The following is a 14,888-nucleotide window of genomic DNA, read 5'->3' as shown; positions in this document are numbered from 1 at the left end:
AAGGAAGCCCATGGCCGCTATATTCGTTCTCAACGCGCCCTTTTTGCCCAAATTCTCCCGGCCCCAGCGTTCTCCGGCCGTGACCAAGAGCGGAACACTCTATTTCCCGCTGTTTCTGGCCCAGTTGACCGCCGTTTTGGAGGCCGACAACTACGACGTGACCTTCCTGGATGCCCCGGCCGCCGGCCTCGATCTGGCCGCCGTTGTGCAACGCGCCGTGGCCGAAAAGCCTTTCCTGGCCGTCCTTGACACCTCCACCCCCAGCATCGACGCGGACATACAGGCCGCCCTGGCCCTGACCCGGGCCGTGCCGGGCCTTTTTACCGTGCTGGTCGGTCCCCATGCCACGGCCCGGGCCGAAGAGGTCCTGACCGCCAAACCGGGAGCCGTTACTGCCGTGGCCCGGCGCGAATACGAGGCGACCGTCCTTGAACTGGCCCGGCTGCTGGAGTCGGGACCGGCCACGCCAGAGCGGCTGGCCACGGTTGCCGGCCTGTCCTTTGTGGACGCGGCCGGCACGGTCACCCACAACGCCGACCGGCCGTATATCGAAAACCTCGACGCCCTGCCGCCGGTGGCTCCGGTCTATAAGCGCCATCTGGACATCCGCCACTATTTCAACCCCAACGCCAAGCCGCCCATGGTGACCCTGGCCACCTCGCGCGGCTGTCCCTACCGCTGTTCGTTTTGCCTGCACCCGCAAACCCTCACCGGCCGGGCGGCGCGCTGCCGCTCCGTAGACCTCGTCCTCGATGAAGTGGCCTGGTGCCTGGACAACTTCCCGGGCCTGCGCACCATCTTTTTCGAGGATGACACACTCACAGCCGACAAGGCCCGATTGCGGGAATTTTGCGCCGCTATCGTGCGCCGGGGGCTGGTCTTTGAATGGTCGGCCAATGCCCGGGCCGATCTCGACGCCGACGCCCTGGCCAATATGCGCCGGGCCGGCTGCCGGCAAGTCTGCGTGGGGTTTGAGTCTGCCGATCCGGCTGCCCTGGCCAACATGAAGAAAGGCCTGGGTGCCGAGCGCATGGGCCGGTTTCGGGCCGATGCGGCCAAAGCCGGCATCAAGGTCCACGGCTGCTTTATTTTCGGCTTCCCGGACGATACCCGGGAATCGATCCTGGCCACCATCGACTTTGCGCTCAAGCTTAATCCCGACACGGCCCAGTTTTATCCGGTGATGGTCTATCCCGGCACCGAAGCGTATGCCGACTATAAAGAGCGCGGCTTTATCGCCGCCGGGCGCTGGCGCGACTGGCTGACCCCCGAGGGGCTGCACGGCTGCGTGGTGCGAAATGCCTCTCTGCGGCCCACCGAAATCGTGCAATTGTGCGATCTGGCCCGCAAACGCTTTTATCTGCGCCCCACATTCCTCCTGCGCCGGCTGGCGGCAGCCCTTATTAGTCCCGGCGAAATGGCCCGTACCGTGCGCGCGGGGCGCGTCTTCATCAAACATCTGCTGCGCGGGTCGCGGGTGTGAAAATGCGCCACCGGCCCGTTGACCAGAGGACATTTTTGTCCTATATTTACATATGAAGGGGCGCGAGTTCATCCGCCGCCTCAAACGCAACGGCGTCGAAATCATCGAGGGACGCGGCAAAGGCGGCCATGTCTGGGCCATCTGCGGCCAGCGCAAGACCACCATCCCCTGCCACGGCAGTGCCGACCTCGATCCGGCCTTTTTGCGGATGCTGTGCAAGCAACTCGGCCTGGACCCAAACGACGTGTTCTGATCCCGGAGGTCCGCCATGTATGACTATCCCGTCACGCTGACGCCCCTGGATAACGGCGACGTCATGGCCGCCTTTCCCGACCTGCCCGAGGCCATCACCTGTGGCGCATCGGCCGCCATTGCCCTCAAATGGGGGCAAGACGCCCTGCACGTGGCCCTGGCCGGCTACATGGACGAACGCCGTGACATCCCCGCACCCTCAAGCCCTGCGCCGGGACAGCTCGCCCTGGCCCCGTCACCGCTGGTCGCGGTCAAGCTCGGCCTCTATCAGGCCATGCGCGACCAGGGCATATCCCAACTCAGACTGGCCGAACTGCTCCACTGCGACGCCAGGCAAGTGCGCCGGCTGCTGGATCTCGACCACCAATCCACTGTGGCCCAGCTTATGGACGCCGCCGACGTCCTGGGATTTCGCCTGGATTTTGATCTGCATCCTAAAAATGACCCGGCCGTCGGGCTGGCACCTCCCCCCCCATGCCCCGCGTAACCGTCGTCATCCCGGCCTATAACGCCGCCGGCACCCTGGCCGACACCCTGACGGCGCTGGCCACCCAGACCATCGGTCGCGACCGGTTTGCCGTTATTGTGGTGGACGACGGGTCAACCGACGACACCGCCGCCCTGGCCGAGCGCCTGGGCGCGACGGTCATCCGGCAGGCCAACGCCGGGCCGGCCGCGGCCCGAAACGCCGGGGCGGCCGCCTCCGACTGCGATGTTGTCGTTTTCACCGACGCCGACTGTGCCCCGGCCCCAGAGTTTTTGGAGAACATCCTCGCCCCCCTGGCCGATCCCACCGTGGCCGGGGTCCAGGGAGCCTACCGCACCCGCCAGACCACGCTTGTCGCCCGCTTTGCCCAGCTCGAATTTGCCGACCGCTACGCCTTCGTGGCCCGCCGCCCGACCATCGATCTGGTGGCCACCTATGCCGCCGCCTACCGCAAAACCGTGTTCGACGCGGCCGGCGGGTTTGATACGTCCTTTTGCGTGGCTGACAACGAGGACACCGAACTGTCCTACCGCCTGGCCGCCGCCGGCCATCGGCTGGTTTTCGCCCCGGCCGCCATCGTCTACCACCGCCACCCGGCAACCCTCGCCCGCTATCTGCGCATCAAGCTGCGCCGGGCCTTCTGGCGCTTTCGGGCCTGCCGCGACCATCCCCAGAAACTGGTGTGCGACGGCTACACCCCGCCGGTCATCCGGGTCCAGACCGTCCTGGCCGGCGGCTTCGGCCTGGGGCTGGCCGCCCTGCCGCTGACCAGCCTCGGCGCAGCACTTTCCGGCCTGTCCCTGGCCGCCCTTTTCGCCACCACCATCCCTTTTGTCCGCTTCGCCGCCCCCCGCGACCGGCCCGTGGCCGTCCTGGCCCCGCTCTTCATTCTCGGCCGCTCCCTGGCCTTTGCCGCCGGGCTGGGGCTGGCCCTGGCCGCAACGGTGCAAACCCTGGTCGCCAAACGATGCGGGTAGGTCTTGATCTGCACACCCTGGGCGGCATCATGCAGGGCTCGCGCACCTACATCGCCGCCCTGGCCGCCCGCTTGCCGGCTGCCGCACCGGATATCCGGTTTGTCTTCTATGTGACCGAGCCCGGCCGCGCCGCTGCCCTGGCCCTGGCCGCCGGTGCTCCCAACGTGACGCTCGCCCCCATTCCCGCCGGCCGCACCGGCCGGCTGATCGCCCCCTTTCCCCAGCGGTTGGCCCGGGAAGTGGATGTCTTTCATTGCCAATACCTGGCGCCGCTGACCCCGACGGTCCCCTGCGTCATTACACTCCACGACATCCTGCACGAAACCATGCCCCAGTATTTTCCCCGGGGACTCTCCAGCCTGATGCGGCTGCTCTATCCCCGCAGCGCCCGCCGGGCGGCCATGGTGCTGACCGTTTCCGACTACTGCCGGAGCGAGATCATGGCCCGCTACGGCGTTGCCCCCGAGCGGGTGGCCTTTGTCCATTCCGGCCTGGACGCCGCCTTTGCCCCGGTCACCGACCCGCCCGTCCTGGCCGGTCTGCGTGAGCGCCTGGGCATCCCCGACAGCCCGTACATCCTGTCGCTGGGGCGTATCGAACCGCGCAAAAATCTGCCAGGGCTGGTTGCGGCCTATCGGCTGCTCCGGGCGCGACTGGGCGCGGCGGCACCGTTGCTCGTCATCGCCGGCCCCGACGACGGACTGTTTGCCGCCTTTGGCGCGCAGATACGGGGAAGCGGCGGCGGGGAAGGAATCATCTTTTGCGGCGGCGTGCCCCAGGCCGATCTGCCGGGGCTGTTATCCGGCGCGGCAGTGCTGGCCTATCCGAGCTTTGGCGAAGGCTTCGGCCTGCCGGTGATTGAGGCCATGGCCTGCGGCACGCCGGTGGTTGCCTCAACCGCCCCGGCCGTGGCCGAAGTGGCGGGGGGGGCCGCGCTGCTCGTTAATCCCCACGACACCGCCGGCCTTGCCGACGCGCTGTGCCGGGTGCTGACCGACCCGCCCCTCGCCCGGGACATGGCCGCCCGGGGCCTTCTGCGGGCAGCGGGCTTTGACTGGAACAACGCCGTCACCCTGGCCCTGACCGCCTACCGCCGGGCGGTAGACGGGCGCAAGAGGGGGGAAGGCAGAAGAGGCCTCCGGCGGCCGGGGGGGATAATCCCCCCCGGACCCCCTTGATAGGAAATTTTTCAAGGGGGTATCGGTGGAGTGGGTGGATGGATTCGGTTGTTGGAGTGACTGGTCTTATTAGAAACTCTTCTTCCCGTGCTTCGTTAACGCCCCGACTTCCAACCACCCGACGTTCCCCAGGTGGGATTCCAAAGGGCTCAGCCCTTTGGCCGCCGGAGGCTCTCTCTCCCCATACCCCTGGCCGCCGCAGGCGCTCTTATGCGACGTGCTCCCGGCCGTCGGCCAACAGCCGGGCCAGCAGCCGGCCCAGTTCGGCCATGTCCACGGGTTTGACCAGATAGGCATTGACCCCGGCGTCAAAGGCGGCCTGCTTGTCCTCGGCCAGGGCATGGGCGGTCAGGGCCACCACCGGCATTTGCCGCGCTGCCTCCCCGGCCTGCCCCTGGCGCAGCGCCTGCACCGCCGTCAGACCGTCCATCTCGGGCATGCGGATATCCATAAGCACACAGTCAAAGGCGTTTTGCGCCAAAGCGTCCAGGGCTTCCCGGCCGTTTTGGGTCAGATGCGGCCGGCAACCGAGCTTTTCCAGCATCTTCTGGATGGTGAGCCGGTTTATCGCCTCGTCCTCGGCCACCAGCACCCGCAGCCCTGTCAGGCTGGCGGCCGGGGCAAAGGAACGCACGGCCGGTTGTTCCGATAGGGCAAACGGCAATTCGACCTGCACGGTGGTTCCCTCCTGCTCGACACTGGTCAGGGTCAGGCTGCCGCCCATCTGTTCGGTCAGCCCCTTGGCGATGGACAGGCCAAGGCCTACGCCGCCAAAACGCCGGGTCAGGAGCGGCCCGACCTGGGTAAAAGCTTCCAGGACCGTTGCCTGGCGGTGTTCAGGAATGCCGATGCCGGTATCGGCCAAACTAAAAACCAGGCGGATGCGCCGGGGGTCGGGCTGGGGCACGGTCGCAACGGTCAACCGCACCCGGCCGGTCGAAGTGTATTTGATGGCGTTGGCGGCCAGATTGTACAGGATCTGACGCAGCCGGCCGACGTCGCCGCGCAGCCGGGGCGGCACATCGGGCGCGATGCCATGGGAAAAGACAAGGCCTTTGGCGTGCGCTTCCCGATCCAGGCTCGCCAGAACCGGGTCGATGGCCTCGTCGAGGTCAAACGCCTCGTCCGTCAGCCGGACCAACCCGTCATGAAGGGCCGACACCTCCAGGATGTCGGACAGGATGCGCAAAAGCCCCTGGGCGGAGGCCATGGCCGCGTTCAGATACTCGGCCGTTTCCGGCGAGTCGTTGGCCATCTGGGCCAACTGCAACATGCCCATGACGCCGTTTAACGGCGTGCGGAGTTCGTGGCTCATGTGGGCCAGAAAAACGGATTTGGTCTGGCTCGCGGCCTCGGCCTGGCTCAGGGCCAGGGCACGCTCGGCTTCGATGGCTTTTTGGGCGGAAATGTCCTGCACCATGACCTGATGCAGCCGGCTCTCGGGATCGAACAGCCCGAAGGACACGGACACGGGCAGATATGTCCCGTCGGCCCGGCGGTAGCGCCGTTCCACACCGGGCTGATTCCCGGCCGCGATGCCGGCGTGGACCACGTCGAGGGGCAAGGCGCGCTGATCGTCGGGATGGATCACCGTGCGCATGTCTGTTCCAAGAAAGGATTCCCGGTCGTACCCGAGCATGGCCAGGATGGCGGCATTGGCGTCGCGGACGATGCCCTGGCCGTTGGCGATGACAATGCCGACCACGGACTGGTCAAAGAGAAGCCGCAACCGGGCTTCACTCTGGCGCAGGCGCGCCATTTCAGCGGCCCGAGCGGCGCTATCCGGCGGCTCCTGGCCATCGCCTGGACCAGGCGGGCCGGGCGGATTCGCTATTGTGTCCATGCTGGTCCTGTCTGGCGTGCCCCTCGACTGCTGCAAGCGACGCCTTCTTAAATACCTGTAGTCGGTTTCAAGCGGGTTAGGCAAGCGTCGGGCGTGAAGACTCTGTCCCAATCCTGTCTCCCAACCCTGTCTCGCAACCCAAGACAAGGCGTTGTGTTTGCGCTACAGCAACAGCCATGAAGACATGGCCAGCAACACCTGCCCGCCGCGTCCTGACGCTTGTGGTTCTTTTGTGCCTGTTTGCCGCTGCGGCCCTGGCCGCCGCCCAGCCGCCGGGCGTGCTGCTGCTGTCGTCCTACCACCACGGCGACCCCTGGTCCGATGCGGAATTGGCCGGCTTTCTGGCCGAACTGGGGCCGGGCGAAGCCCGGGTCTACGTGGAGCACCTCGACGCGCGCAATGTTCACGGAGACGGCGACCAGACCGCCTTTACAGCCTATCTGGCGGCCAAATACCACAACGTGCCCCTTGCCGTCCTGGCCAGCACCGACGACGACGCCCTGAATTTCTGGCTGACCCGGCGCGACACGCTTTTCCCCGACCGCCCCATTGTCTTTTGCGGCGTCAACGACTTCACCCCGGCCCGCACCGCCGGCTATGCCGATGTCACCGGAGTGGGCGAAGACCCTGACGTGCTGGGCACGCTGGAGTTGGCCCTGGAGCTTGTGCCCAAGGCCCGCACCGTGCTGGCCTTCGGGTCGGCCGCGTCAGTGACCAGCCGGGCCAATCTGGACCGCTTTCGCCGGGCTGCGACCGCCTTGGGCCGGCGGGTGCGGCCGGTCGAAATCCTGGACGCCTCCCTGGAATCCGCCATCGCCGCTCTGGCCGTGGCCCCGTCCGACGCCGTCGTCCTGCGCCTGGCGCCCTTGCGCAATGCCGCGGGCCAGACTGTGGCCGTAGGATCGGATGTGAGCGGTCTGGCCGGCCAGACGACAACGCCGATATTTGCCCTGTGGGATTTCGACCTGGGTTCCGGGGCGATAGGCGGCCAGGTCTTGTGGGGGGAAAAGCAAGGCCGGGCCGCCGCCGGCATCGTCCGCGACATCCTGGCCGGTCGCCGTCCCGGCGACATCCCCGTGGCCAGCGTGCCGGCCGAGCCGGTCCTGGATTATGCCGTCCTGGAGCGCCTGAAGCTGCCCATGGACCATGTTCCCAAAAACACGACGTTTCTCAATGCCCCGGCCTCGCTCTACGAACGAAACAAGCCGCTGGTGTGGGGCGCAGCGGCGGCTTTGGCCGTGTCCGTGCCGGCCGCCTGCATCCTGGCTGTGCTGCTCGCGGCGCGACGGCGCACGGCGACCCGGCTGACGCAAAGCGAAGGACGGTACCGGGAACTGGTCGAAAACGCCAACTCCCTGATTCTGCGCTTTAATGCCGCGGGAAAACTGGTTTTTGTCAACGAATACGCCGAGCGCCTCCTGGGCTACAGCCGGGCCGAAATGCTGGCCGGCAAAGCGGTCTTCTGGCCGGCCGCACCGCCGGACCTGTCCAGTCTGCTGGCCCGGGCCATGGCTGCGCCCGACTCCCTGTCGCGTGACCAGTCGGAAAACGAAATAACGGCCAAAGACGGCCGGCGTGTCTACCTGCATTGGGACAATCGGCCACTGACCGATCCGGCGGGCCGGCCCGAAGGCTGGCTGGCCGTGGGTTCGGACATCACCGCCCGCCGGCTGGCCGAAGAAGCCCTGGCCGCCCGGGCCCTGGCTGAAGAGGAATTGTCCCTTTTCGGGCGCGCACTTCTGGGCGACGGGCCAAACGCCGTGGATCAGGCCCTGGTGCGGCTGTTGACGGCCTTTTCTCTGGGCCGGGCGGCCTGGTTCGACAATTTCGAGGATGCCGCCCACGGCCGCTGCTGTCGTCTGGCCGGCGAGGCCCAGGCCGCCGGACTGACACCACGCCGGGGCCAGCCCGGCATGGACAGGATTCCCTACAGCCTCGACGGTTACCAGTGGGCCGACAGTCTGGCCGCCGGAGAGATCCTCGCCGGCCCGGTGGAGGATTTCCCGCAGTCCATCCGCGAAAACCTTCTGGCCTTTGATCTGACGGCGGTGCTGGCCGCACCGCTGACCCGCAACGGAACCTGGAGCGGGTTTCTGGCCGTGGGCGAGGTCCGCCAGCCGCGCCGGTTCACGCGCCAGGAACGCTCGCTTTTGTCCACAGCCGCCAGCCTGCTTTCGGCCCACCTCTCCCGGGAACGCTGCCAGGGCTGCCCCTGCGACCGGAGACGCGCGAGAAGAGAAGACGAAGGCGAAAAAGAAAACGAAAAAGAAAACGAAGAGTGCCTCCGGCGGCCGGGGGGGATAATCCCCCCCGGACCCCCTTGATGGAAGCAGTATTTTAACAGGTGGGATTCCAAAGGGCTGTCACTCCCTTTGGCCGCCGGAGCAACCGTGCTCCCCGTCAATCACAAACGCTGTTTGTCCAGGCTGGCAGCCGACCAGTTTGCCAGCCAACGCCAGAACCCCTTGATAAACTTTTCCCGGTGGGGGGTCCGGGGGCCTCAGGCCCCCGGCCGCCGGAGGCCTCTTCTGTCTTCTCTTCCCACACGCCACGTCACGGCGTGTCAAAGCCTACGGTGATGCCCCACGGGCCGGGGGCGGCGGCGGTCATGGGCGTGGTCCCGGGCGCAATGGCCAGAGGCGGCAGACTGCCCGTATCTACGGCCAGGGTGAGCGCCATGGGCGTTTCCGGCGACGACCACAATTGCGCCCCGTCCCCGGCCAGCCGCAGGCGCAACCGAATCCGGCCCGTGGCCCCGCCAAGGGCTGTGGCCGCCCGGCGCGTCACTCCAAGCCCGTCCCAACGCCCGGATTGCAGGCTGGAAAAGCTGTCCAGACTCTGAAACGGCCCGTCGCCCACCGCAATTTCGGCCGTGGCGTTGTTGTGCCCGGCCGCATCGCCCAAAAGGCGCGGAAACCAGGTCAGCTCCAGGCGTTTGGCCGGATAGCCGGTGGTCAGTTCGTAGAGGATTTCGCAGGGTTTGGCATCGGGACAGGTGAGGACCGGCTCGCCGGCCCGCTTGACCGCCGTGGCCCCGGGCAACGCCGCGTCGGGATTAAAGCCGGCGTCGGTATACAGCGGGGCCAGCCGCACCGTGCCAGGGCCGCCCGGCACCAGGGCGGCGGTCAAAAGCTGCGGCCCGGCCAGGGGAAGCTGGAACTGTGTGGCCCCCAGGCTCACGGCCGCACCGCCGGGATTGCCGGTCAGGTCCAGGCGGGTGACGGCCAGGGGGGCAGCCGTGGCATTGGCCAGCGTCAGGGACGCGTCCGACGCCAGCCGGCCGACGGCGGGACAGACTGTGCCATCCGGCCCAAGTACATAGCGGTCGGGAAAAATGGTGCCGGCCGGACACGGCGCAATCTGGGTATTGGCAGCCAGCCGACGAGCCTGCTCGGCGGCCACGGCAGCGGGCGGGCCGGGATCGCCGGACACGGCAAAACGGGCATCGAGCCGGGTGAGCGCCAGCGGTCCACGGCTGTAGCCGGGCCGGAAATACAGGCGCAGCATCAACGACTCGGCCGGCGGCGGCGGACTGTCGGAATCATAGGGCGTCAGGTGCTCGGCGTCGGGACCGACCAGGGCAATGACCCGGCCCGACGGCGACTGGCCGGGATAGGAGGCCGTTTCGGTATCCCACTCCAGCCCGGTCAGGGCTACGCGTTGGCCGGGCTGGGGCGTGAACACATACACAGCCTCGCCGGCGCGCACGCTCTCGGCCAGAACCAGCGAGGAGCCGGTGGCCCGGACATTACGGCTGCTGGTCAGTTCGGCAAAGGCCACGTCCGGGGCAAACCGGGCCGTAAAACCATCCGACGGTACCAGGGGCGTGGCATTGGCCACGGGGCTGTGCCAGATTTCTGTCCCGGCCAGGGCCGTGACCAGTCTGGCCCCGGCGGGGGGCGGCGTTCCCGGCGTGGCCGGAACCAGCAGCAGCATATCCCGGGCCTGCCGGCCGGCCGGGCTAGCATCCGGCAGGGCCGTCAAAAACACACCCGGCAGATACCACCGGGCAAAGGTCTCAAAATACGGCCGCAGCCAGGGATCGGACTCGCGCCACAAGGCCAGGGACGTGGCCGGACCGGCGGCGGCGCGCAAGGCAGCGGCCAGGGTCTTTAAACGGCTGTCGTCGCGGCGGTAAAAAAACGGGGCAACCGGCAGACTCGGCGCGGCCAGGGCCAGCCCCAGCACCAGCGCCAGTCCCTGGCCCGCGGCCGCGCCCACTCCCCGCCGGCGCAGCCAGTCGGCGAGAGCTGCCAGCCCCAGCCCGGCCGCCAACAGCGTGGCAAACAGACACGGCAGCCCATAGCGCACCTGAAAAGGATGGGCCGCACTCGCCCGGCCCCAGGCCAGACCGAAAAAGACCACAAACAGGACGGCAACAAGGATCGCACTGCGCCGCTGCGCCGCACGGGCCAGCCCGAGCAGCAGCCCCGCGACCGCCGCACCGGCCATAAGCCAGGGCAGTTCCGGGCGACCGATAACGGTGGCGTAATGGCTGGAAAAGGCCGCGAAAACAGTGGTTAGTGCCTCATAAAGCGGCGGGCGAAGCGGCACGGCCGCGTCCAGCAGATAGCCCCGCACCCCGCTGGTGACCTCCAGCCACGGCCAAAAAGCGGCCACGGCCGCAGCCGACGCCCCGAGAAAGCCTAAGAGCGTGCGCCGTCGTGCCGGTGCGTCCCGGCCCGGCACGGCCAGCGCCCAGGCCGTTAGCAGCGCCGCCAAAACCAGCAGGCCCAGGGCCAGATACGACGTATAGAATCCGGCCGCCAAGGCCAGGGCGAAAACAGCCCAGTCCCGACGCCGCCCGCCGTTAAGCGCCCGCATGAGCGCCAGCAGCCCGGCCAAAGTCAATGCACCCCACAAGGCGTAGAGGCGCACCTGCTGGCTGACATCAATGTGGTACAAATTAACAGCCACGGCCGCGCCGGCAAACACGCCGCAAACCGGCCCGCCCAGACGCAGTCCCAGCCAATATAATAGCGGCGCGCAGACCGCACCGGCCAATGCCGCCGGCAGCCGCACCCAGAAATCGCCGTGCCCGCCCAAGGCCACAACACCATGGGTCACGAGATAATACAGCGGCGGCTGGAAATCGATAAACGGTGGGAATTGCTTGATGGCTGCGGCCAGCACCTCCGCAAACGACGGCTCCAGGCTGCGGGCCAGGGTGGTCAGTTCATCATGAAAGGCCATGGACGGCCCGCCCAGTTCGTACAGGCGCAGGGCCAGGGCGACCAGGAAGAGCAAAATGGGCCAAGGATTTATTTTTTTAAAGAGATTCTGCACGTTAAGAATGCCTCCGGCGGCCGGGGGGATGATCCCCCCGGACCCCCCGAATGGAAGAAATTTATAAAGGGGTTTCTTGGGGCTGGTTGACAATCCGGTCAGTCGAGGACCGGAAAAAACCAGAGCTTACACTTGACTGGAACCACCGTTGCTCCGGCGGCCAAAGCCCAGGGCACCCACAACATTCGCTCTATGCAAGGGGCCGGCCCCCCGCACCATCGTGCGGCAAAACCCCTTACCCCTTGGCAGGGAGGGTCCGGGAGGGGGCTACCCCCTCCCGGCCGCCGGAGGCATTCTTTCGTCTTTCGTATTCTTTTTCTTCTCCCCGCCCCACCACCATCGCCGGGCGCGCAGTTCGGTCCAGACTTCGCGGGGGGTGGGTTCGTCGTCGGGAACGCCGAGGACGACGGTCTGCGGGGTTTTGCCGGCGGCGGCGGCGAGATCGGCGATGGTGGCGGCCACGGTGGCGCACTGGTCGGCGTCCAGGCGCACGGTCAGCAGTATGGCATCGGCGTGGCGGGCCAGGGAGCCGGCGTCACCGCTTTGGCTGGCCGGGGCGACGGCGAGGAGCACCACGTCGAAGCGTCGGATCAGCCCGTCGAGCAACAGGGCCATGGCCGGGCTGTCCAGCAGCCTGTCGGCGGCGGCGGCGGTCAGGACGGCTTCGCCGGCCGGCAGGATAAAGAGACCCGGCTCCTCGCCAGGCAGGATCACGGCGTCGCGAAAGACTTTGCCGCCAATGGCTTCAGCCAGTCCCGGCCCCAGCGGCAGACCGGTGCGGGCGTGCAGGGTCGGGTGGGTTAAAACAGTGTCCACGGCGGCCACGGAGCGGCCGGACCGGGCCAGGGACATGCCAAGGCCCAGCACCACGGCCATGGCATCGGGGACGTCCCTGTCCAGGGGGGGCTTAGCGGCAACGTCGGCGACCAGCACCAGCCGGGGCGGGTTGCCGGCCAGGGGGAAAAGCGTGTCGCGCAGCCGGCGAAAGGCCTGCAACCGGTCCGTTGCCGACCGGCAGGGCACAGCGGCGATGACCGGCGCACCCAGGCCGGCCAGGGCGGCGGCGCTGCCCACGGATTCGTCGGCGTAGGCGGCCACAAGCGCCGCGCACACGGCCAGAAAACAGCCCAGCACAAGGCCGACCGCCAGCATGAGGGACAACTTGGGGCGCATGTAATCTTCAATCTTACCCGGCCGGCTTGCCTGTTCCACCACATGGGCAATGGACAGATCCAGTCTCTGGCCGGCCTGGGCGGCACTGGCGAGATTATTGAGGTTGGACAAAAACATTTCGGCCCCCGCCACGCGGAATTTGGCCAGGGCATCGGCGGCGGCCCGGTCCGGGAAGGCCTGTATTTTGTCTTCGAGGGCACCGAGCAGTGTGCCAAAGGCGGCGTCCTGGCTTTCATAGCCGGCGATCTGGGCGGCATATTCGGCCGAGCGGTCATTTAAATAGCTAAACGTCTGGTCGGTGGAGATGGTTTCCGACCCATAAACTTTCAAGGATTCACCCTTGATCAGCTTTTTGGCTTCTTCGATCTTGCTTTCAATTTCCTTGTACTGTGGGTGTTCCGGGGTCATGCGCGTTTTGGCCACGGCCAGATCCATATACAAATCGCGCAAGGTGAGCTTGATGGAATCGATCAGCGAGGAGCGCTGGAGGGATTCGCTGGTTTTGCGGAATTCCGGCCGCTTCGTTATCTGGGCTTTGACGTTGGCCAGCATGCCCTGGGCCTTGAGCAGCTCGAGCCGATTGGAATCCCGCGAGCCGGCCAGGCTGTAGTAACGGGTAAGGAGCTGTTCGGCCTCGGAATCGAGGCTGGCAATTTTCTCGCGCTGGCGCACCTGGCTCTGTTCGACCAGGGCCTGCTCGAAATCCGCCCTGGCTCTGGGCAGTTCCTTGTCCACTGTGGCGACCAATTCCCGGCACTCGTTCTGGCGCATGGCCGTGTCCTGGGCAACAAACGACTTGGCAGCGCCGTTGGCCAGGGCCATGGCCAATTCCAGGGATTCGGCGGAACTGGAGAATTCCAGGATATCGGCGTCTTCCATCATGGCCGCTTTGAGGGAGGGCCGGGGGAAGATCATATTGACCAGGGATTTGTTGGTCAGTTCTTCATAGGTCATGTCGCGGCGGCCGACGTTTGGCAGAAAACGGTCGGTCAAAAACCGCATGAAGGGGATGAACTCGAGGATCTGGAGCGACTTGCGTTTGCGTTTGAGGTTTAGTTCGGTGAGAAGCGGCCTGACGACCGGCACGGTAATGGCCAGATCCTCGTAGGTTGCCCGTTCAGCGTCGGTCAGGGAGGCAGCGCCCATGGAGGCGGTATCCAGCGTAATGCGCGAAAGAAGGGTGGCCTTGATGGAGGAATGGTAGAGATAGACTTTTGCCGAGGCAACATACTGGGTTTCGCACAAAAGCGTCAGCGCGGCCAGACCGATAAATACGACGGAAAAGACCAGAGTCATCAGCCGGCGGCGATGCCACAGCAGACGCAGGAGTTGGCGAACTTCCATGCTATTGCACCGCTATAACGCCGCCCTGATTGTTGCTGAGGTATTCCCCGGCAACTGGCGAGTTTTGTTCAATGGTCGTAACCGGCCCCTGGTACAGGTCTGTGATAGCGTCGCGCAGTTGGGGCATGAAGATAACCAACCTTTCAGCATTGATAAAGGCGTTGGCCACGGAGTTGAAGTGCGTCAGGAATTCTTCAAAACTGGCCCAATTGCTTTTGGGCACGTAGAGCACGTCGCCGGCCTCCAGGAACCGGTCGAAGCCGGCCGTGCTCTTGCCAAGCTTGGTTCCCAGTTGCATATCCAGAATGTAGACTTTGGGCGCGTCGGAATCGATGGCCCGCAACAGCACCACCGTGGACTTGCCGGCGGTGTCGGTGAAGCCACCCACCCGGGCGATAGCCTCAAACAGCGGCATGTCGTGATCCACCGTCACCACCCCCTGGGCCTTGACCTCGCCCAGAACCAGGGCCGTCTGGCTGCGTATGGACACGGCTACCACGGTGATCTGCGGGTCCACCAGATATTTGGTATAAGCCCGGGTCAGTTCGGTCCGCAGTTCGGAGACGGTGCGCCCGCCCGCCGCCACTTCGCCGACGAGCGGCAACTGGATGCGGCCGGCCTCGTCCACCTGAACCGTGGATTTGAGGTCATCCAGCCGCCAGACAGTCACATTGAGTTCGTCGCCGTAGCCAAAGACGGCACGTCTGGAAGCCAGATCGGCCGAGCGGGCTTCAGGCCGGGTTTTGGAAGCGGCCACAACCGGCGGCGGGGCTGTGGGACGGGCGCAGGCGGCGATGCCGCCAACTGCGGCCAGACAGAGCAGTACGGCGACGAGATGGGAAAACGCGCGGGCGGGCATGGCGGT

10 protein-coding genes are annotated in these 14,888 nt (G+C 66.3%); 6 read left to right on the top strand and 4 right to left on the bottom strand.

All coding sequences use genetic code 11. The features are described 5' to 3' along the window. The first annotated feature begins 10 nt into the window (after positions 1-10). From GTA51_RS01270 to GTA51_RS20545, 5 genes are read left to right on the top strand one after another with little or no spacing between them, the layout of a single operon-like run. Positions 11-1,483, top strand: coding sequence for a B12-binding domain-containing radical SAM protein (locus GTA51_RS01270; RefSeq protein ID WP_160957994.1), 1,473 nt, complete (start codon positions 11-13; stop codon positions 1,481-1,483). Positions 1,484-1,535: 52 nt separating this feature from the next. Next, positions 1,536-1,736, top strand: a complete 201-nt coding sequence (locus GTA51_RS01265) for a type II toxin-antitoxin system HicA family toxin (protein ID WP_160957992.1) — start codon at positions 1,536-1,538, stop codon at positions 1,734-1,736. Positions 1,737-1,751: 15 nt separating this feature from the next. Continuing rightward, positions 1,752-2,222: a type II toxin-antitoxin system HicB family antitoxin gene (locus GTA51_RS01260; protein ID WP_211922376.1), complete on the top strand. Its 471-nt coding sequence runs from the start codon at positions 1,752-1,754 to the stop codon at positions 2,220-2,222. Beyond that, a complete protein-coding gene (locus GTA51_RS20550; RefSeq protein ID WP_170300318.1) occupies positions 2,210-3,199 on the top strand; it encodes a glycosyltransferase family 2 protein in 990 nt (329 codons plus the stop codon). The genes GTA51_RS01260 and GTA51_RS20550 overlap by 13 nt, the downstream gene beginning before the upstream one ends. After that, positions 3,190-4,377 (top strand): glycosyltransferase family 4 protein, encoded by a 1,188-nt coding sequence (locus tag GTA51_RS20545; protein ID WP_170300317.1) that lies wholly within the window; start codon positions 3,190-3,192, stop codon positions 4,375-4,377. Before GTA51_RS20550 ends, GTA51_RS20545 begins: the two co-directional genes overlap by 10 nt. Before the next feature lie 208 nt (positions 4,378-4,585). On the opposite strand, the gene GTA51_RS01250 is transcribed toward GTA51_RS20545, so the two are convergent. Further along, the gene (locus tag GTA51_RS01250; protein WP_160957991.1) at positions 4,586-6,220 is read right to left on the bottom strand and encodes a PAS domain-containing hybrid sensor histidine kinase/response regulator; all 1,635 of its coding nucleotides are present in this window, start codon (positions 6,218-6,220) and stop codon (positions 4,586-4,588) included. A gap of 176 nt (positions 6,221-6,396) precedes the next feature. Between GTA51_RS01250 and GTA51_RS01245 the strand changes: the two genes are divergently transcribed. Beyond that, entirely contained in the window at positions 6,397-8,544 is a 2,148-nt protein-coding gene (locus GTA51_RS01245) for an ABC transporter substrate binding protein (RefSeq protein ID WP_160957989.1), read from the top strand. Between the two features lie 229 nt (positions 8,545-8,773). Here GTA51_RS01245 and GTA51_RS01240 read toward each other — a convergent pair whose 3' ends face one another. The 3 genes from GTA51_RS01240 to GTA51_RS01230 all read right to left on the bottom strand — a co-directional run bounded on the left by GTA51_RS01240 (position 8,774) and on the right by GTA51_RS01230 (position 14,882). Beyond that, positions 8,774-11,506 (bottom strand): glycosyltransferase family 39 protein, encoded by a 2,733-nt coding sequence (locus GTA51_RS01240; RefSeq protein ID WP_343039426.1) that lies wholly within the window; start codon positions 11,504-11,506, stop codon positions 8,774-8,776. 267 nt (positions 11,507-11,773) lie between these two features. Further along, on the bottom strand, positions 11,774-14,023 hold the full coding sequence (locus tag GTA51_RS01235; RefSeq protein WP_160957987.1) for a GumC family protein: 2,250 nt from the start codon (positions 14,021-14,023) through the stop codon (positions 11,774-11,776). Between the two features lies 1 nt (position 14,024). Further along, positions 14,025-14,882, bottom strand: a complete 858-nt coding sequence (locus GTA51_RS01230; RefSeq protein WP_160957986.1) for a polysaccharide biosynthesis/export family protein — start codon at positions 14,880-14,882, stop codon at positions 14,025-14,027. Positions 14,883-14,888: the final 6 nt, after the last annotated feature.

The organism is Solidesulfovibrio aerotolerans (genome assembly GCF_009856865.1).
Classification (GTDB): domain Bacteria; phylum Desulfobacterota; class Desulfovibrionia; order Desulfovibrionales; family Desulfovibrionaceae; genus Solidesulfovibrio; species Solidesulfovibrio aerotolerans.
The sequence above is the reverse complement of the archived record's forward strand: the minus strand, read 5'-3'. Positions and strand labels throughout refer to the sequence as shown.

What these genes read in the sequence shown, in the direction of transcription:
- GTA51_RS01270 (WP_160957994.1), top strand. Translation starts at nt 11, where the DNA reads ATGGCCGCTATATTCGTTCTCAACGCGCCCTTTTTGCCCAAATTCTCC.
- GTA51_RS01265 (WP_160957992.1), top strand. Translation starts at nt 1,536, where the DNA reads ATGAAGGGGCGCGAGTTCATCCGCCGCCTCAAACGCAACGGCGTCGAA.
- GTA51_RS01260 (WP_211922376.1), top strand. Translation starts at nt 1,752, where the DNA reads ATGTATGACTATCCCGTCACGCTGACGCCCCTGGATAACGGCGACGTC.
- GTA51_RS20550 (WP_170300318.1), top strand. Translation starts at nt 2,210, where the DNA reads ATGCCCCGCGTAACCGTCGTCATCCCGGCCTATAACGCCGCCGGCACC.
- GTA51_RS20545 (WP_170300317.1), top strand. Translation starts at nt 3,190, where the DNA reads ATGCGGGTAGGTCTTGATCTGCACACCCTGGGCGGCATCATGCAGGGC.
- GTA51_RS01250 (WP_160957991.1), bottom strand. Translation starts at nt 6,220, where the DNA reads ATGGACACAATAGCGAATCCGCCCGGCCCGCCTGGTCCAGGCGATGGC.
- GTA51_RS01245 (WP_160957989.1), top strand. Translation starts at nt 6,397, where the DNA reads ATGAAGACATGGCCAGCAACACCTGCCCGCCGCGTCCTGACGCTTGTG.
- GTA51_RS01235 (WP_160957987.1), bottom strand. Translation starts at nt 14,023, where the DNA reads ATGGAAGTTCGCCAACTCCTGCGTCTGCTGTGGCATCGCCGCCGGCTG.
- GTA51_RS01230 (WP_160957986.1), bottom strand. Translation starts at nt 14,882, where the DNA reads ATGCCCGCCCGCGCGTTTTCCCATCTCGTCGCCGTACTGCTCTGTCTG.